The following is a 15,495-nucleotide window of genomic DNA, read 5'->3' as shown; positions in this document are numbered from 1 at the left end:
GCCATGCGCAACCTCCATCTGCTCAAGCAGATCCTATCGCAGGCGCCGCAGGCGTCAGGAACACTTCAATTCAATGGGGCGTGGCCGCCGCTTACTGCTCAAGACAATCGACGGCCCCAAGGATTCTACGCTCAACGACAACGCGGACGGCCCTTATGCTTTCGCGGATCGCTGCCACCTTGCCGCTTACGCTGCGACAGAGTGGCTTCTCGAATACGCAGAAGACAATGTCGACAACCACGGAGGCGCTTGGTCCGATTGGTCCGGCGCTTCGGACATTCTCACAACTTACACCGTCGTTCTCGAAGACGACGAGACTGGCGAAAGGCGCGAGAAATACCTCACCGCCGAAGACATCACGCCCCGCGGCTTGGCCGTCTTGGAGGCTGCAATAGCGGGCGAGGACGCCCACGCGCTTCTCGACGCTTGGGCCGAGGAAATTTGGGAGGCTTCATAAGCACCCAACCAAGCGGGGACCCACACCATGAGCTTGTCCTTGCAATTGGCGAAACGAAAGCCATTAGAACCAGGACTTTAACCAAAATACAGCCCAGTGATAGCAAATCTCTCCAGCCGTGCCGATGAAAAAGCGGGCCAGGATGTTGAGATGTCTGACTATCGGCGATCTGCACCGCCTCCGTATCGGTCACGAGATCTGCCGATCCAACACGGGCTGGTCGGTTCAGACGCGGCTGAGCAAGACGGAGTCAGAGTACGACCTGCCTGCGCTCTGGCCCGAAACAACACCGTTTCTCGATGCGCTTCTTACACTGGAGGCTGCCGGCGGCGCCCTGTGGCCGGAATACGATAGACGCCGTGGCACGCCGCTCTTCTCCGAGACCGGCGGTGACACAGCGCTGACCGCGGACTGGATTTCCGATGTCTTCTACGAGCATGTCGGCACCGGTCAGCACATCATGCGCACGATCTGGCATCAGCTCGCCTATGAGAGCGATCGCGACCTGACCTGGATGTCGCTGGCCCTGTGCGGTCAGACGGGCGCGCGCACGAAGCGCGAATACCGTGAGCGCAACGCGCGTGTTCGCACCGTGCGGGCCGGACGGCAGAGCCTCAAGGCACGCCGGAAGCAGGCTTTGCTCGATGCTCGGCTCGCCGACTGCAAGATGCGCGGGATCAGAGCCCGAGCGGAACACACTGAGGCGTGACCCAACCGCCGGGCGCGCGCCCTTGAATGAGGGCGCGCCCGGCGGTTGGGCGATCTGAAAAAAACTTGGCGGGGAGGCCTTGCGCGACGCCAATCGCCAAGCGTGGGTGATCTCCACGATCGGACAGACCAGGCCACACGACAAGAAACGTACCCTTTCGCAGCGGGGATATCTGACGCGGCTCATCCCGAGTACGCGCATCACCAAGAGAGTGAGTATCCCGATGAAACACGAAACCAAGATCAATTCCCTGCTGCGAATTATGAAGATTGCGGATGCGTTCCGTCACTGGCTCTGCCACGACGGCGATACCCTCGTCGCCTCGGCCGACCTCCTCGGCGGGTCTACATGGGCCCTGCGAGCGAGCGCCGTCGTCGACTGCGCCCGGGAAGGGGGCGATCTCCATACGCATCGGCGGACCTTGACAAGACTGGCACAGCTTCTGCGCCTGGAGTTCGTCGATGACCTTTCACGACCCGAAGCGGCCCGCTTCGCCGCTCTTCATCCCGACGACCCTCGGGCCACCGAGGCCATGTCCTGTGCCGAGGCGGTTTCACGCGGCGGCCGTGCGCTGGAAGCGCTCTGGCTTGCCGGACTTCCGAGCCACGGTCATGGTGAGGAGGTGCGGTGATGGAGATTGCGAAGACTCCCGGTCTCACCACTGCGCGCTTGCAGGCAGAGTTGGCAGCTCAATGGCTGCACCTGATCCGCTTTGCGGCTCACCCCGGCGCGCCCACCTTCTCACCCAGCCTGTGTCACTACCACGCAATGCTCGACCCCGAGGCCGACGACTCGGTCCGGCTGGAGGCGTGCCGCGCCATGCTGCTCTGCGTCCGGCGGCGCCTCCCGATCGAGGACTTCAAGGGCCTTGCGAAATTCAGGGAAGAGCGGCGTGAGGATCCCTATGGCAAGGCGTGGCGCACCACGCGAAGCGGTGCCGAGCTCTGGATGATTGCGCATCTTCTCGAGATCGCGATCAAAGGGCTCGAGGAGAGCTGCCAATAAACCACAGTCACCGGGGCCGCCAACGGGCGCCCCCGGTTCCGGATGTGCTCCAAGAAACGGCGAGAGGCGACGAAATCTTCCGTAACCGCCTCTTTGATACCGCAGCTTACGCGGCTTGACTGCGTGTCACGGATGCCAGTGGCACCCAATTCCACGGCAGCAACTCATTTAGCTTGTTGATCTTGTGATCATGGATGCGGTCGAGCACGTCGGCGAGATAGGCCAGCGGATCGAGGCCGTTGAGCTTGGCGGTCTCGATGATGGTCATGGCGCGGGACAGGGTTTCCGCACCATTATCAGCTCCTGCGAAGAGCCAGTTTTTCCGTCCTATCCCGATCGGGCGTAGGGCACGCTCGGCTGGATTGTTATCGATCGCCACACGCCCATCGGCCAAGAACAAGCTGAAGGCCTCCTGCCGGCTGAGACCATAGCGGAAGGCCTTGGCCAGATCGCTTTTGCCCGGAATGCGCAGAAGCTGCTGTTCGGACCAGGCAAAGAAGGCTTCGACTTGTGGGCGGCTCAACTTTTGCCGTGCCGCATGGCGGAGGTCAGCAGACTGGCCGTTGATGTCGCGCTCGATGTCGTAGAGCTTGCCGATCCGGTCGAGCGCCTCGCGGGCGATCTCGGACTTGGTCGAGGTCCAGAAGTCATGGAAGTCGCGCCGCAGGTGGGCCCAACAGGCGGCCTCGCGCAAACGCGGCGAGCCATCGGGGTCAGGCTCATAAAGCTTGGCATAGCCCTTGTAGCCGTCCGCTTGCAGGATGCCGCGGGCGTTGGCCAGATGGCCGAGAACATGCTCTTCCTTCCAGTCTGGCGCGAACCGGTAGACGGCACCCGGTGGCGATGCCCCCACCCAAGGGCGTTGATCGCGCACATAGGCCCAGATCCGGCCTTGCCTGACACCTTTGCCAAGTCCCTTGTCGCGCAATGACCGGTCCAGCACCCGGATCGGTGTGTCATCTGCGTGCAACAGGTCGCTGGCCATGATGTCCGCCTCGATCCGTTCGATCAGTGGCGACAGGGTCTTCATGGCACGGCCACACCAACCAACCAGCGTGCTTTCGGGGATGTCGGCCCCCATGCGGGCGAAGATTTCGTGCTGGCGATACAAAGGCAGGTGATCGTCAAATTTGGAGACAAGCACATGCGCCAGCAGGTTCGGCCCCGCCATGCTGCCCGGGATCGGACGGCTGGGGGCCGGCTCCTGCACCATCCGCTCGCAGCGACGGCAGGATTTCTTGATCCGGGCAATCTGGATCACCTTCATCTGGGCGGCGATCATGTCCAGCAATTCGCTGACATCCTCGCCCACCACGCGCAGGTCGCCGCCGCAGTCAGGGCAACAGGTACCGGGATCAAGCTCACGGCGCTCGCGGCGAGTTTCATCCGAGACACGCGGCCGACGCCGCAAAGTAGGCGCACCAGCAGTTTCCGGTGAAGGCTCATCCTGCCCCTCGTTAATGGGCGCATCATCTTCCTCGGCCACCGCAACCAGCAGGTCTTCGAGCGCCAGTTCCAGCTGTTCGATCTCGCGTTCGATCTTTTCCGAGGACTTGCCGAAGGCCAGTTTCTGGAGTTTGGCGATCCGCAAACGCAGGGCCTGAACCAGCTGATCATGGACGCGCAATGTCGCCGATATCTTGGCATTCTCAGCCTCGATCCGGGCATTTTCCGCCTGCAAAACTGCGATCATGGCCCTCAATTCAGCGGGATCGTCAGGCAGATTTTCGGCAGGTTTCGACATGCTCCTGAGTACCAAAAATCATGCTCGAACACCATATAAATAACGCTAATGAGCGCGCAAAATCATCCGACACGCGCAGGCGGAGCACCCCAATTCGGACGCCGCCAGTCGATCCCCTCCCAGAGCATCGCGAGCTGCGCAGATGTCATCCGCACCGCTCCATCCCTGGCGCTCGGCCAAGGAAAGCGTCCGCGCTCGAGCACTTTGTAATAAAGGCAAAATCCCTGACCATCCCAATACAGCAGCTTGATCCGATCCCCACGTCGCCCCCGAAATGCAAACACCGCACCACTGGCCGGTTTCTGATGCAGCACATCCTGGGTCAGCGCCGCCAACCCCGCGATCCCCTTTCGCATATCCGTGACACCACAGGCCAGATACACACGCACACCAGTGCCGGGCCCAATCATGCGGCGTCCACCGCTCGGATCAGGGCTGTCAGCGTGGCCGGGTCCATTGTGCTGTCAAAACGCAAGCTGCGCCCACCATGCAGGCGCAGTTCAACCGCACTCGGTGCCGACGCCGCAGCGACGTGGGACTGCGCCACCGGCATGTCCAACGGAAAGAAAAGCGCTCCGGCATCGGGCGACCACAGCCCCTTATTCTTCAGCTCGTGCCGCCAAGCATAGATCTGCTGCCGCGTGATCTCGTGACGCTGTGCCACCTGTGTCACTGTTGCCCCGTCGATCCCAACCGACATGACAATCTCGAGCTTGTCCTCGTCACGCCAGAAACGCCGCCGCTCCAACCCAAGAACTTCTCCACGCATCAAAGACCCCGCATAAGACACGTCGCTAACGACGTAGTTAAACACGTGTCTTAGATCATTGCCCAAGCGTCAGGCAGGCGGTGCCAATGGCGCGGTTACAATCTTCCAGAGGGATATAAAACAGCTCAGGGTGTTATGCCAAAAACCGTCAATCCTGGTATCTGATGGCGACGCACGCGAGGCGTGCATCGCACGTTCTCGCCCAGTCCGGTCAGCGTCAGGCCAGTGCCATTCTCGAAGCGGTGGACCAGCTGCATCTCGAGGCGACTCCTGCCTCGCTGCCGCGGAATGCCGGTCCTCCGATAAGCCGCCCCACGGGAGAAATGCTCCGGGTCGACGGGAACTAACCGACGAAAGCATGGAAAAATAGCCCCGCCCTTTTGTAGAGCCGCGCCTTGTCGGTGAGACGCGGCTCTACAAAAGGACTGCGTCCAAAACCGGAAAAGGTCACAAGCCTGACCGGGACCTCCGAGAACCCTGGATAACGCGGATGCTGCTCCCGCGTAGGCTCTTGGAACAGGGGCGTCGTGCAATTCCGCATGGCGTTCCCGCACCGCCGTGGTCTCTCCACGCGGCGGTGTCTGACCGCGCCAGTTGAGCAACTGCGGCATACGCCGCGGACTGGACGCGCGAGGTTCCGACATGAACCAACTTACGATTATACCCACCACCGCTGCGCTTCAGAGCGCCGTTCTTGAGCGGCTCGAAGATTATCTCGACAACCATGGAGCCAGTCTCGACAGCCTCATTCGTCAGGCCAGGGCCGACCATGATGTCGACGAGAAGTTCGCTTTACGAGAACTCGCTGAAGTGGTCATGGCAACCTGCGACGCGCGCAATCTCGTCTTGCGTCTGCGAACCATCACCGACGAACTCTTTTGCTTAATTGGCGAACCCCTCACCGAGATCACAGGTGCGTATTCCGAACCCGAGATCGACCGAGAAATCTGCTGGCACGCCGCACGTCTCACCGACCTTGGACGGGATCTCAAATTCGTATTCCGCGTCTAATGATCCCAAAAACCGGTGCCTCTCGCGACAGCGGAGAAGGTGCCGGTCTCCTGTTTCATCGCGTCACGCAACACCAGTCCAGAAAGCTGCCGTGTTGTCTGAGACGGATCGATTTCGGCTTCGTGGGCGCCGTTCGGCCCCATGAACGCAAACGGAGTAGATGACGAGTCATGTGTCCTATCGGAAACACGAACACCCAGACCTTTGATTGCAATGGCCAAGGTGCCTCCGCGGATCGGTATCATTGGACAACCGAACCGTTGCGGCAAAAGCAAGCCGCTGCCGTCTTGGGTTTTTGCTATAGCAAGTTCTCCGGAGTCTTGAGTGACCTCGAGGACAAAGGGGTCGTGACGCACGAGAAACGTGGCACTCGGCGAGTTTTCTATCCTGAACATATCTCAAATATCAGGACAGCACTCAAATGTCAGAAAGCATCAAAAAAGCACGAGGAAAGAACCGCCAGAAACGTAACGCCTGGGACCCGTACTGGGTCGAAAAAGCGGGTGACTGGGCGTCGGATTTCCTCATCGACGGACGAAGATTTCGCCGCCGTCTTGGCATTCGCTCAGCGGAGATGAAGACCCGCGCGAACGAAGAGGCGAAGCGCTTCTATGAGCAGGCATGGGATGAAGTGAAAAGACCCGCAGTTGTAGAGATTCCCGAGAAAATTCCATTCTACCTTGCGGCCCTCCGTTACATGCAGCAAGGCAAAGAAAGGCGCTTTCTGCCTCGCATCATCGAATTTTTTGGCGAGGATACCATGATCGAAGATATCGATACGATGGTGATAGCCGCAGCAGCCGCAGAGATCTATCCGAATGCAAAGCCGGAGACGGTCAAGCGTCAGTTGAAAACGCCGATCATGGCGGTCGTCAACTTCGCTCAAGGCACTGGCCGGGAAAAGAGCCAAGACACAAAGAGGACGCGGTGGCTTACGCCCGAGGAGGCGGAGCGCCTTCTCTTCTATGCAAGCAATCCGCGAAAGGCAGGATTACATGACCCCCATCTCAGGACCCTCCAGAAGATCGCTTTCATGCTTGGCGGCGGTGCCGGGCCGGGGGAGACCTTCGCTGCTCAGGTGGACAATTGGAATGCTGCAACGTCAGAATGGTGGCTGGACGGCACCAAGACGAACTATAGGGCACGTTTCGTTCTTCTGCCCCAGCGGTCGGTGGATTTGATGGGAGATCTGCCCGAAAGCGGGCCCGCATTCCTGGCACCGGACGGGCAGCCTTACGTGGCACGCAAAAATGGGGGCGGGCAAATGGCGGAGGCGTTCGGCAAGATTCGAGACGCCGCCAAACTCGGAAAGGATGTTGTGCCCTACACTCTGCGCCATACTTGGGCGACTTGGTTCTACGCGCAGACCAAGGACTTTCGGAGGCTAATTGATCTCGGTGGCTGGAACAAGTCGGATACCGCGAACCGTTATTGCAAGGTCGCGCCGAAGGACCTCGGGAACCGCCTACTCCAGCATGGATGGGATTTCCGCGAGGATGTTGGTGAGCCAGTCAGATACGGCGAACTGGTAACCGTTCGCAAGTAAAAAATTCGCCCGGGGGAATGTCCTCCGGGCGATTGTGTTTCTTCCGCCAGAGACGCATTGTCCTGAGCATGTCAGATAAACTCTCCGCACATCCCATCGTTCGCCCCGTCGACATCCTCTCCGGTCTCGGGACCATCCGGCGGGCCGAGATGTGCCAGATCATCGCCCTCCTCGAATGCGTGGACGGCCTTTTTCTTGCCAAGGGCGCCGTGGCAGGCGTGGGCGCCAAGCTCGGCCTCGAAATGGATGTGGCCGCGGAACGCCTCCGGGTCGTTCAGAATGACCTTGCCGGGTCGTCTGCCACCGATGCCGCATTGCGCTTCCGGCTCTGGTCGCGGCTTACCGAGGCTATGGCACTGCCGTCCGTTGTGCCCATCTCGGCAAAGTCCGCCACGCGATCGGCTTCCGCTTTTGCTGTGCGTATCTCCGAAAGGCTGACGCCTTCGGTCCGAGCACGCCACCGGAAGGCCGATCGCAGTAGACCTGACGGTGGCCTTGCCGCGAAGGTCGGCGGAAAGGCCGTAGGCTACTGGAAGACGGCAAAGGCTGCCACAGTCGCAGAGCCGCCTCTCCCGTTTCCAGAGATCGTGGCCGAGGAAATGCTGGCACTCCTCGCGGACGACAAGGTTGTCGAGGCCGCCGCAAGAGAATCCGATCCCGAGATTTCTGCGGCCCTGCGGCAAGGACAGGCCCGTGCACGCAATGCCATCGCGGCTGGCGGCGTATGGGTTGGCGGGGCGGCAGTCGTCGCCAATGCCGGTTTCTTGCCCTACATGCTGGCCGCACAGCTCAGCGCGATCATCCCGCTGGTCAGCGGACCGACCCTGGTCTCGCTCCTGGCAACCCTCATCAACCCCGTAACAGTCTTCGCAGGCGTTGCTGCGCTCGGCTGGCTGGGAATGGGGCGCGGTTCACGGGTCGTGCGCAGCCAGCTGGCGGCGCGACTCGGGGTGCTTATGGCGGCGCAAGGGACGCAGTGTGGCGAGGAGGGTCTGGATCGATTTCTCGCGGATATGCGCGTGTTGGATCGGGAGCCTACCGGTTCGTTCGGCTGGATGTCCGTGAAAGACCGCGCAGCAATGCGCCGTGGAATCGACACTCTCGGCGAGCGCTTGGCCGAACCTTTACCGGCGCCCGCAGGGCCGCCTCCGGAACCGTGGTCGTCGAAGAGACTTGCCACCGATGTCGTGGACGCTACGGCCACACTGGGCCTCACCGCCGGCGAGATGCTCTGGCACATCGCCGCGATTGAACCTAACGTCATGAAGGCCGCTGACTTCTCCCGCGCTGAGGACCTCGGTGATCCCATGTCTTTCGCTTGCAGTGCGACCGACTTTCTGACCTCCGGCGCCGGATGGTCCCTGCGGGGATACACGGCCGAGCGGCTGGTCATGGACAAGCTGATCGCCGACGGTCACGACGTCCGCCTCGCGGAGGCGAGCAACACACCCGGTCTGGACCTCATCGTCGACGGGGCGGCCGTGCAGGTGAAATGCGGGACCTCATTCTCAAATCTGACCGAACATTTCGAAAAATACCCGGACATCCCGGTGATCGCCAATGCCGCACTTGCCGAGGAGGCGGTGGAAAGCGATGCGCCATGGGCGCATCTCGTGACGACCCTTCCCGGCTTCGAGATCGCCACGATAGAAGAGCAGATCGCAGAGACGCTCGGCCATGCGGTCGACCTGGCTGACCCCGATATCCTGCAGTTCGCGCTCTCCGTAGGCGTGCTGCGCGGGGGTATCGAGGTCGCCCAGGGACGGGTTCCTGTCTCCGACCTGCCAGCCTGGCTCATTCTCGATGGAGCCTCGCGCGGTCTGCTCGTCTTCGCCGGCGGCAATGCCGGAGCGTGGTTCGGTCTCGTCGCGATTGGTCCGGCAGGTGCGCTCATTCTTGGCCCCGCGATCGGTGGCGCTGCCCTCTTGGGAAACAGCACACTGAAGGGTGCGGCCCAGAAGCACCTCATGGCAGGGTGGTATGCAGAACTACAAAGAGCCGCCGAAGATCTTCATTGCAGCATCGTCGTGGCCCTCGAGCGCCGCATTGCCCTTCTTGAGGAACGGAACCAAAACTTCGCTGACCTGGCGGGGCAATCGGATCTCAACGCATGGATGGCGCGTCGTGCTCAAGATGATCTGATTGCGGCTCTGGAAGACCGTAGCACGCTCGATGCCGCGCACTCGAAAACAGAGGCCGATGCAATCCGGATACTATTCACCGCCCATGATATTGCGCCTGCGGATGCGGCGGTGCTCAGTGGGGTCCGCACTTTGGAACAGACGATTGCCCAGAAGCCAAGCCTGAAGACCGCCATGACAAATGCGGGACGGCCTGCCGCAGATGCTGTCCGATCAGGTCTGAAGAACAGTTGGTTCAATCGTCGTGAAACGGAAACAAACAAGAGCGAGCCGTAGGCTGGGTTGGCAAGGATTTGTCAATTCTGGATTGCAGGGAGTAAAACTGTTTATTTACAGTTATTTATAGTCCCTTAGCAGGGGAGCGCCTTCGACCACTCGGCCACGTCTCCGCCGATGCGTATAACCGGGCAAGCTCGCGTAGTACAAGGCGAAATTTGAGAGAATTTCACGTTCCCGCGGGAAAGCATGGCTCTGCGCATCCCCGCAGCAGGCCTGCGGCCCTTGGCATCGCCCGGCCGGCACCAGCCATAGCCATTTCCCGCGCCTGTTCGGACGGACCACTCGGGCCGTGCATCGACCGGGCGCCTTGTCGGAACGCGCGCGCCCGTCTGGATCGCCCAAGCCGTCGGGGAGGCATTGAGCAAAGACAGGCTTTGACAGCCGTCGGCAGGTCGGGTAAATGAACACTCGTTCATTTTCAGGAGGACACCCAATGCGTATCGTGGACAGCGCGGCACTCATCACCGGCGGCGCCTCCGGGCTTGGCGAGGCGACAGCGCGGCATTTCCGGGCGCAGGGCGCGCAGGTCACGCTGCTCGACCGTGACGCGGGGCGCGGTGCCCATGTGGCCGCCGAAATCGGCGCAGGCTTTGCCGAGACCGACGTGACCGACGAGGCGTCGGTCGCCGCCGCCATCGCCACGGCGCGCGACCGGATGGGCCGGATCACTGCCGTGGTGAACTGCGCCGGCATTGCCACCGGGGCCAAGGTGCTGGGCCGTGATGGACCGCATCCGCTCGATGCCTTCCGCCGCACCATCGACATCAACCTCGTGGGCACGTTCAACGTGGCGCGGCTCGCCGCCGCCGCGATGGCGGAGAATGCGCCCGATGCGGATGGCGAGCGCGGCGTGATCGTCAACACCGCCTCCATCGCCGCCTTCGACGGGCAGAAGGGACAGGCCGCCTATGCCGCGTCGAAGGGCGGGATCATCGGGCTGTCCTTGCCGATGGCCCGCGATCTGGCGCGCGAGGGGATTCGCGTCATGGCCATCGCACCGGGGATTTTCGCCACCCCGATGATGCGCGGGCTGCCGCAGGAGGTGCAGGACGAGCTCGCCGCCGAAGTGACCTTTCCCAAGCGTCTCGGTGACCCCGAGGAATACGCGCGGCTGGCGGCCTTCATCATCGAATGCGATTATCTCAACGGCGAGGTGATCCGGCTCGATGGCGCGCTGCGGATGCGATGAGCGGCGCTCAATCCGCGCCTTCGGTCTCGATCGTCAACTCGCGGCCACAATGCTTGCAGTGAATCGCGTCGGGATCATGCTTGAGCAAGCCGCAGCCGCCGCATTTGTGCCGTACCTTCGCGGGCATGAAAATTGCCCGCGCCAGCCGCAAAAACAGCCCCACGCCCACCAGCATGATCCCCACGGCCAGCAGGCGCCCGGTGCCCGTCGTCATCAGGATATCGCCATAGCCGGTGGTGGTCAAAGTCGTCACCGTGAAATAGAGCGCATCGACATAGGTCTCCAGCCCCGGTTCCTTGCCGCCGCGCAGCACCAGCACCAGCGCGGTCATCGCGAAGATGAACACCAGCAGGTTGACCGCTGCGAGGATTGCATCCTCATGTAGCCGGAAAAATCTCACATCCCGCCGCAGATCGTGGAGCAGGTGATAGGAATGCACCAGCCGCAGGGCCCGCAACAGCCGCAGCGCGGCCCAGCCCTGCCCCAAAAACGGCACAGCGACGAGCGAGGCCAGAACCAGAATATCCACGATCACGTAGATTTGCCGCAGATGTCGCAGGCGATTCTCCGCAATCCACAACCGGCAGGCGAAATCCGCAAAGATGATCGCGGCGACCCCGGCATCCGCCGCAATCAGCCCGGAACTCAGCGGCATCGTTGCGGTGGCAAGGAAAAACACGATGGTCACCGCGTCGACGATCAAAAGCGCATACCGAAACCGCGTGGCACGTTTCGAGCGGCCCTCGTACAAGAGCCTGACGCGGTCCCTGATGCTGCGATCCGATGCACTCATATGCACGAGCATAGCCGCGCAACCCCGTGACATACAGGTGAAATCAGCCCTCGGCCTCGGCCTTTTCCGCCAGCGTCAGCCACTCTTCCTCGGCCTGCGCCAAAGCCTCCTGTCGCGCGGTCAGCGCCTCGGTCGCCTTCTTGAACTTCACCGGCTCGCGGGTGAAAAGATCGGCATCGGCAAGCAGTCCTTCCAGCTTGGCGATCTCGGCCTCCAGCCGTGCGATCACTCCGGGCAGTTCCTCCAGCCGGTGCTTGTCGGTAAAGCTCAATTTCGAAGACTTGTCCTGCTTTGACTTTGCCGCCTTACTATCTGTTTTTTCGACTTTTCTTTCTACCGGCGTGGCCTCGTCCCGGCCCCGCTGCGCACGGTAGTCGCTCCAGCCGCCCGCATAGGCGGTGGCGCGCCCGTCACCTTCCATCGCGATGGTCGTGGTCGCCACGCGATCAAGAAAATCCCGGTCGTGGCTGACCAATAAAACCGTGCCGTCATAATCGTCGAGCAGTTCCTGCAACAAGTCCAGCGTCTCGATGTCGAGATCGTTGGTCGGCTCGTCGAGCACCAGCAGGTTGCTTTCCCGCGCCATCAGCTTGGCCAGCAAGAGCCGCGCTTTTTCCCCACCCGACAGCGACTTGACCGGCGCGCGTGCCTGCCGCTCGTCAAACAGGAAATCCTTGAGATAGCCCACCACATGGCGCGGCTGCCCGCGCACCAGCACCTGATCCGCCTGCCCCGAGACGCGCATGTCGATATCGCCCGTCAGGCTCTCCCACAGGCTCATTTCGGGCGCTAGCTGCGCGCGGGCCTGATCGAACACGGCCGGTAGCAGGTTGGTGCCATGCGTCACCCGCCCGGTATCCGGCGCGACCTCACCCATCAACATCTTCAAGAGCGTCGTCTTGCCCACCCCATTGGGCCCGACAAAGGCCACGCGATCGCCGCGCAGGATCTTGATGCTGAACTCACTCAGGATGAGCTTGTCATCGTAACGCTTTGAAATGCCATCTGCTTCGATCACCTTGCGCCCCGAGGACGGGCCCGAATCGAGCGCCATCGCCGCCGTGCCCTGACGGCGGATCTGACTGCTGCGTTCGGCCCGCAACTCCTGCAGGGCGCGCACCCGGCCCTGATTGCGCTTGCGCCGCGCGCTGATGCCCTCGACGGCCCACCGGGCCTCGGCCTTGATCTTGCGGTTGAGCTTATGGCGCTGTTGGTCCTCTTCCTCCCAGACCTTGTCGCGCCAGGCCTCAAAGCCCTCGAATCCACGCTCTTGCCTGCGCACCATTCCCCTGTCAATCCAGAGGGTTGCACGGCTTAGCTCACGCAGAAACGCGCGGTCGTGGCTGATCAGGACATAGCCCTTGCGCGTCTCGCGCAGCTGCGTCTCCAACCAGCCGATGGCCTCGATGTCAAGGTGGTTGGTCGGCTCGTCGAGCAGCATCAATTCCGGCGCTTTGGCCATCAGCTTGGCCAAGGCCGCGCGCCGCCGTTCGCCGCCCGAGGCGGTCTCAACCGGACGGTCGGGATCGAATTTCAGCCCCTCGGCGGCCATCTCCACCCGGTACATCTCGCCCGCGTCAAGCTCGCTCATCGCGAACTCGCCAAGGGTGGCAAAGCCCTTCATTTCGGGCTCCTGCTCCATGTAACCCACACTCGTGCCCGGCGTGACGATCCGCTCGCCCCGGTCCGGCTCCACCAGCCCGGCCATGACCTTCATCAGCGTCGACTTGCCCGATCCGTTGCGCCCGACCAGCGCCACCCGGTCGCCGGGCTGCACCACCAGCGATAGCGCGTCAAAGATCGGCTCGCCGCCGAAGGTGAGGGAAATGTCGTTGAGTTGGAGAAGCGGTGCACGTGCCATGGGCGCGGGCTATCCCGCCGCCCCGGCGCGGTCAAGCACCCTCAGCCCGCCATCGCTCGCAACAGTCGCTTTCGCGCGTCGGGAATGGCCGCGATCTCGACCCCGGTAAAGACATGCAACGTGCCCAGATTGCGGTCGATCACCGCATGATCGCTGACCCACCCCCCCATCATCAGATAGGTCCGCAACAGCGGCGGCATGTGGCGCATCGCCTGTTTCAGATCGGGCTTGTGCCGCTTGAGCCGCTGCGCGAAACGAAAGACGCTTGGCGCCTTGACCCGCGGCCACCACCGGCGCGGGGCCAGATGCCGCTCACGCAGCACCGCGAAGGCGTCGAGATAGTCCTCCGCCTCGACCCCCTTGAAGGAAGAACAGCCGAACAGCATCTCGATCCCCTGCTCATCGACAAAGCGCGTCATCGCCGCCCAGGCGACCCGTACGATATCCGGATCCGTGCGCCCCGGAGCAATGCAGAACCGGCCCATCTCGGCCATCTTGCCGTGAAATTCCTCTAGCGCCGACAATTCGTAGAATTGCGCCGAATAGCTCTGCGCGATCTCGCAGCCATCGTTGAGGGTGAGGATTCGGAAACAGCAGACAAGCCGCCCGGTCGCGCCCTCCTCGACCAGGATGTGATCGCAGATGTCATCGAAGGGATCGACATCGAGCCCGCCCTCCTGACCGAGAAACGCGACCGCGCGCAACGCCTGCGCCCGCCGGACATCTTCGGGGCCCGAGGCGCATCGCGCCGCATACCGCCTCTCGCCTGTCATTGCCGCCTCATCTCGTGATGCCGCGAGTCTAGCCAACCGCGCGGTAGCACACAAGCCGTGACAGGCGCATGACGCGGTCTCAGGAATCGCCGAACGCGCCGCCGCTGCCGAACGGGTTGATATTGCCGATATTGCCCAGCATCTGACGCAGGAACCCGTTATCGACCACCGAACTGTCGGTCACACGGCGCGCCAACGGCACGATCTGCCCATCCTCGAGGCCGAAGGTTTCGATATTGGCGATGGTGTCGTCCTCGTTGAACGAAATCGCCAGCACCTGCCGCTCGATGACTTCGGGCCGGAACATGGCAAAGGTCCGCTTGCGCATGCGCACATAGTAGTAATCGCCCTCATCGGACATGCCCGAAAGCGACGGCGGCCCCACCACGTCATCCACGGTGGTGCGCGTATCGACCCCGACCACGAGTTGCTGCAAGTCTTCCTCCGGCGGGATATAGCCGTGATTCTTGTAGGTGGCGGAACACGCCGCAACACCGAGCAGACTGCACAGCACCAGGCCGCGAAGCAGTCGGGATATCGTACCTGTCATGTCTGCCCTCTTGTCATGGCCGCGCGCGGCTTTTATCCCGCTTACATCAAGGTGGGCCGCAGGTTCAAGAAAGGAAGCGATGGCAAACAGGAGCGAACAGATGCACAGCGCCGACACGATCCGCCTCTCGCAGTTGCGCGGGAAAGACCAGATTGCGTTCGAAGTCGCGCCGGATGGCGAGGCACGCAAGCGGATCGCGGAAGATCTCGGCCTTCTGGACCTGCGCAAACTGCGCCTGCGCGGGCACCTAGCGGCAGAGGGGCGCACGGATTGGCGGCTCAGCGCGGAGTTGGGCGCGACGGTGGTGCAGCCCTGCGTGGTGACGCTCGACGCCGTGACGACCCGGATCGACGAGCCGGTGACACGGCTGTTTTCTCCCGACGCGACGCTTGACGATGTGACGCCGGGCGAGGAAATGGAAATGCCCGAGGATGACACGCTCGAACCCCTTGGGCAGGAGATCGACCTGCGCCGCGTTCTGGTCGAGGCGCTGAGCCTCGCCCTGCCCCCCTGGCCCCGCCGCGACGATGCGGAACTGGGCCAGGTGACCGCGGCCGCCGAGGGTGCCGAGCCGCTCACCGACGAGGACACCAAGCCCTTTGCCGACCTCAAGGCCTTGCGTGACCAGCTCAAACGCGATGAGTGAAGCCTAGGCCTCACCCAAAGCA

17 protein-coding genes are annotated in these 15,495 nt (G+C 62.2%); 9 read left to right on the top strand and 8 right to left on the bottom strand.

Annotated elements, in window-relative coordinates:
- The 4 genes from ACSSV4_RS18270 to ACSSV4_RS18255 form a co-directional block, all read left to right on the top strand.
- A partial coding sequence (locus tag ACSSV4_RS18270; RefSeq protein WP_454276543.1) for a hypothetical protein occupies positions 1 to 457 on the top strand: 457 nt, incomplete at its 5' end.
- Between the two features lie 124 nt (positions 458 to 581).
- Entirely contained in the window at positions 582 to 1,166 is a 585-nt protein-coding gene (locus ACSSV4_RS18265; RefSeq protein WP_454276542.1) for a hypothetical protein, read from the top strand.
- A gap of 223 nt (positions 1,167 to 1,389) precedes the next feature.
- Entirely contained in the window at positions 1,390 to 1,797 is a 408-nt protein-coding gene (locus tag ACSSV4_RS18260; RefSeq protein ID WP_454276541.1) for a hypothetical protein, read from the top strand.
- Positions 1,797 to 2,171: a hypothetical protein gene (locus ACSSV4_RS18255; protein ID WP_454276540.1), complete on the top strand. Its 375-nt coding sequence runs from the start codon at positions 1,797 to 1,799 to the stop codon at positions 2,169 to 2,171. The genes ACSSV4_RS18260 and ACSSV4_RS18255 overlap by 1 nt, the downstream gene beginning before the upstream one ends.
- 106 nt (positions 2,172 to 2,277) lie before the next feature.
- On the opposite strand, the gene tnpC is transcribed toward ACSSV4_RS18255, so the two are convergent.
- The 3 genes from tnpC to tnpA all read right to left on the bottom strand — a co-directional run bounded on the left by tnpC (position 2,278) and on the right by tnpA (position 4,684).
- Positions 2,278 to 3,915, bottom strand: coding sequence for an IS66 family transposase (gene tnpC / locus ACSSV4_RS18250; RefSeq protein ID WP_454276539.1), 1,638 nt, complete (start codon positions 3,913 to 3,915; stop codon positions 2,278 to 2,280).
- A 62-nt stretch (positions 3,916 to 3,977) separates the two neighbouring features.
- A complete protein-coding gene (gene tnpB / locus ACSSV4_RS18245; RefSeq protein WP_454276538.1) occupies positions 3,978 to 4,325 on the bottom strand; it encodes an IS66 family insertion sequence element accessory protein TnpB in 348 nt (115 codons plus the stop codon).
- The gene (gene tnpA / locus ACSSV4_RS18240; protein ID WP_454276537.1) at positions 4,322 to 4,684 is read right to left on the bottom strand and encodes an IS66-like element accessory protein TnpA; all 363 of its coding nucleotides are present in this window, start codon (positions 4,682 to 4,684) and stop codon (positions 4,322 to 4,324) included. The genes tnpB and tnpA overlap by 4 nt, the downstream gene beginning before the upstream one ends.
- 642 nt (positions 4,685 to 5,326) lie before the next feature.
- Between tnpA and ACSSV4_RS18235 the strand changes: the two genes are divergently transcribed.
- Positions 5,327 to 5,695 carry a hypothetical protein gene (locus ACSSV4_RS18235; RefSeq protein ID WP_454276536.1) on the top strand — a complete coding sequence of 123 codons (369 nt, stop codon included), beginning with the start codon at positions 5,327 to 5,329 and terminating at the stop codon, positions 5,693 to 5,695.
- Here ACSSV4_RS18235 and ACSSV4_RS18230 read toward each other — a convergent pair.
- Positions 5,692 to 6,090: a hypothetical protein gene (locus ACSSV4_RS18230; RefSeq protein WP_454276535.1), complete on the bottom strand. Its 399-nt coding sequence runs from the start codon at positions 6,088 to 6,090 to the stop codon at positions 5,692 to 5,694. The genes ACSSV4_RS18235 and ACSSV4_RS18230 overlap by 4 nt on opposite strands.
- A 26-nt stretch (positions 6,091 to 6,116) precedes the next feature.
- On the opposite strand from ACSSV4_RS18230, the gene ACSSV4_RS18225 reads away from it, so the two are divergent.
- The 3 genes from ACSSV4_RS18225 (at position 6,117) to ACSSV4_RS18215 (ending at position 10,850) form a co-directional block, all read left to right on the top strand.
- Positions 6,117 to 7,241: a tyrosine-type recombinase/integrase gene (locus ACSSV4_RS18225; RefSeq protein WP_454276534.1), complete on the top strand. Its 1,125-nt coding sequence runs from the start codon at positions 6,117 to 6,119 to the stop codon at positions 7,239 to 7,241.
- Between the two features lie 68 nt (positions 7,242 to 7,309).
- Positions 7,310 to 9,658: a hypothetical protein gene (locus ACSSV4_RS18220; RefSeq protein ID WP_454276533.1), complete on the top strand. Its 2,349-nt coding sequence runs from the start codon at positions 7,310 to 7,312 to the stop codon at positions 9,656 to 9,658.
- Positions 9,659 to 10,094: 436 nt separating this feature from the next.
- Entirely contained in the window at positions 10,095 to 10,850 is a 756-nt protein-coding gene (locus ACSSV4_RS18215; RefSeq protein ID WP_454276532.1) for an SDR family NAD(P)-dependent oxidoreductase, read from the top strand.
- A 7-nt stretch (positions 10,851 to 10,857) separates the two neighbouring features.
- Here ACSSV4_RS18215 and ACSSV4_RS18210 read toward each other — a convergent pair whose 3' ends face one another.
- From ACSSV4_RS18210 to ACSSV4_RS18195, 4 genes are all read right to left on the bottom strand, one after another.
- Positions 10,858 to 11,643, bottom strand: a complete 786-nt coding sequence (locus tag ACSSV4_RS18210; protein ID WP_454276531.1) for an ion channel — start codon at positions 11,641 to 11,643, stop codon at positions 10,858 to 10,860.
- Positions 11,644 to 11,686: 43 nt separating this feature from the next.
- Entirely contained in the window at positions 11,687 to 13,504 is a 1,818-nt protein-coding gene (locus ACSSV4_RS18205; RefSeq protein WP_454276530.1) for an ABC-F family ATP-binding cassette domain-containing protein, read from the bottom strand.
- A gap of 41 nt (positions 13,505 to 13,545) precedes the next feature.
- Positions 13,546 to 14,277, bottom strand: a complete 732-nt coding sequence (locus ACSSV4_RS18200; RefSeq protein ID WP_454276529.1) for a GNAT family N-acetyltransferase — start codon at positions 14,275 to 14,277, stop codon at positions 13,546 to 13,548.
- 79 nt (positions 14,278 to 14,356) lie between these two features.
- Complete coding sequence (locus tag ACSSV4_RS18195) at positions 14,357 to 14,827, bottom strand: outer membrane protein assembly factor BamE (RefSeq protein WP_454276528.1); 471 nt, start codon at positions 14,825 to 14,827, stop codon at positions 14,357 to 14,359.
- Between the two features lie 100 nt (positions 14,828 to 14,927).
- On the opposite strand from ACSSV4_RS18195, the gene ACSSV4_RS18190 reads away from it, so the two are divergent.
- Complete coding sequence (locus ACSSV4_RS18190) at positions 14,928 to 15,473, top strand: YceD family protein (RefSeq protein WP_454276527.1); 546 nt, start codon at positions 14,928 to 14,930, stop codon at positions 15,471 to 15,473.
- Positions 15,474 to 15,495: the final 22 nt, after the last annotated feature.

The sequence above is a fragment of the Roseovarius sp. MBR-154 genome, assembly GCF_053628595.1.
The sequence above is the reverse complement of the archived record's forward strand: the minus strand, read 5'-3'. Positions and strand labels throughout refer to the sequence as shown.

Excerpts from the sequence above, each read along its gene's own strand:
- ACSSV4_RS18190 (WP_454276527.1), top strand. The coding sequence starts at position 14,928 with ATGCACAGCGCCGACACGATCCGCCTCTCGCAGTTGCGCGGGAAAGAC.
- ACSSV4_RS18265 (WP_454276542.1), top strand. The coding sequence starts at position 582 with ATGAAAAAGCGGGCCAGGATGTTGAGATGTCTGACTATCGGCGATCTG.
- tnpB (WP_454276538.1), bottom strand. The coding sequence starts at position 4,325 with ATGATTGGGCCCGGCACTGGTGTGCGTGTGTATCTGGCCTGTGGTGTC.
- ACSSV4_RS18230 (WP_454276535.1), bottom strand. The coding sequence starts at position 6,090 with ATGTTCAGGATAGAAAACTCGCCGAGTGCCACGTTTCTCGTGCGTCAC.
- ACSSV4_RS18215 (WP_454276532.1), top strand. The coding sequence starts at position 10,095 with ATGCGTATCGTGGACAGCGCGGCACTCATCACCGGCGGCGCCTCCGGG.
- ACSSV4_RS18235 (WP_454276536.1), top strand. The coding sequence starts at position 5,327 with ATGAACCAACTTACGATTATACCCACCACCGCTGCGCTTCAGAGCGCC.
- ACSSV4_RS18260 (WP_454276541.1), top strand. The coding sequence starts at position 1,390 with ATGAAACACGAAACCAAGATCAATTCCCTGCTGCGAATTATGAAGATT.
- ACSSV4_RS18205 (WP_454276530.1), bottom strand. The coding sequence starts at position 13,504 with ATGGCACGTGCACCGCTTCTCCAACTCAACGACATTTCCCTCACCTTC.
- ACSSV4_RS18225 (WP_454276534.1), top strand. The coding sequence starts at position 6,117 with ATGTCAGAAAGCATCAAAAAAGCACGAGGAAAGAACCGCCAGAAACGT.
- ACSSV4_RS18220 (WP_454276533.1), top strand. The coding sequence starts at position 7,310 with ATGTCAGATAAACTCTCCGCACATCCCATCGTTCGCCCCGTCGACATC.
- ACSSV4_RS18195 (WP_454276528.1), bottom strand. The coding sequence starts at position 14,827 with ATGACAGGTACGATATCCCGACTGCTTCGCGGCCTGGTGCTGTGCAGT.
- tnpC (WP_454276539.1), bottom strand. The coding sequence starts at position 3,915 with ATGTCGAAACCTGCCGAAAATCTGCCTGACGATCCCGCTGAATTGAGG.
- tnpA (WP_454276537.1), bottom strand. The coding sequence starts at position 4,684 with ATGCGTGGAGAAGTTCTTGGGTTGGAGCGGCGGCGTTTCTGGCGTGAC.
- ACSSV4_RS18210 (WP_454276531.1), bottom strand. The coding sequence starts at position 11,643 with ATGAGTGCATCGGATCGCAGCATCAGGGACCGCGTCAGGCTCTTGTAC.
- ACSSV4_RS18200 (WP_454276529.1), bottom strand. The coding sequence starts at position 14,277 with ATGACAGGCGAGAGGCGGTATGCGGCGCGATGCGCCTCGGGCCCCGAA.
- ACSSV4_RS18255 (WP_454276540.1), top strand. The coding sequence starts at position 1,797 with ATGGAGATTGCGAAGACTCCCGGTCTCACCACTGCGCGCTTGCAGGCA.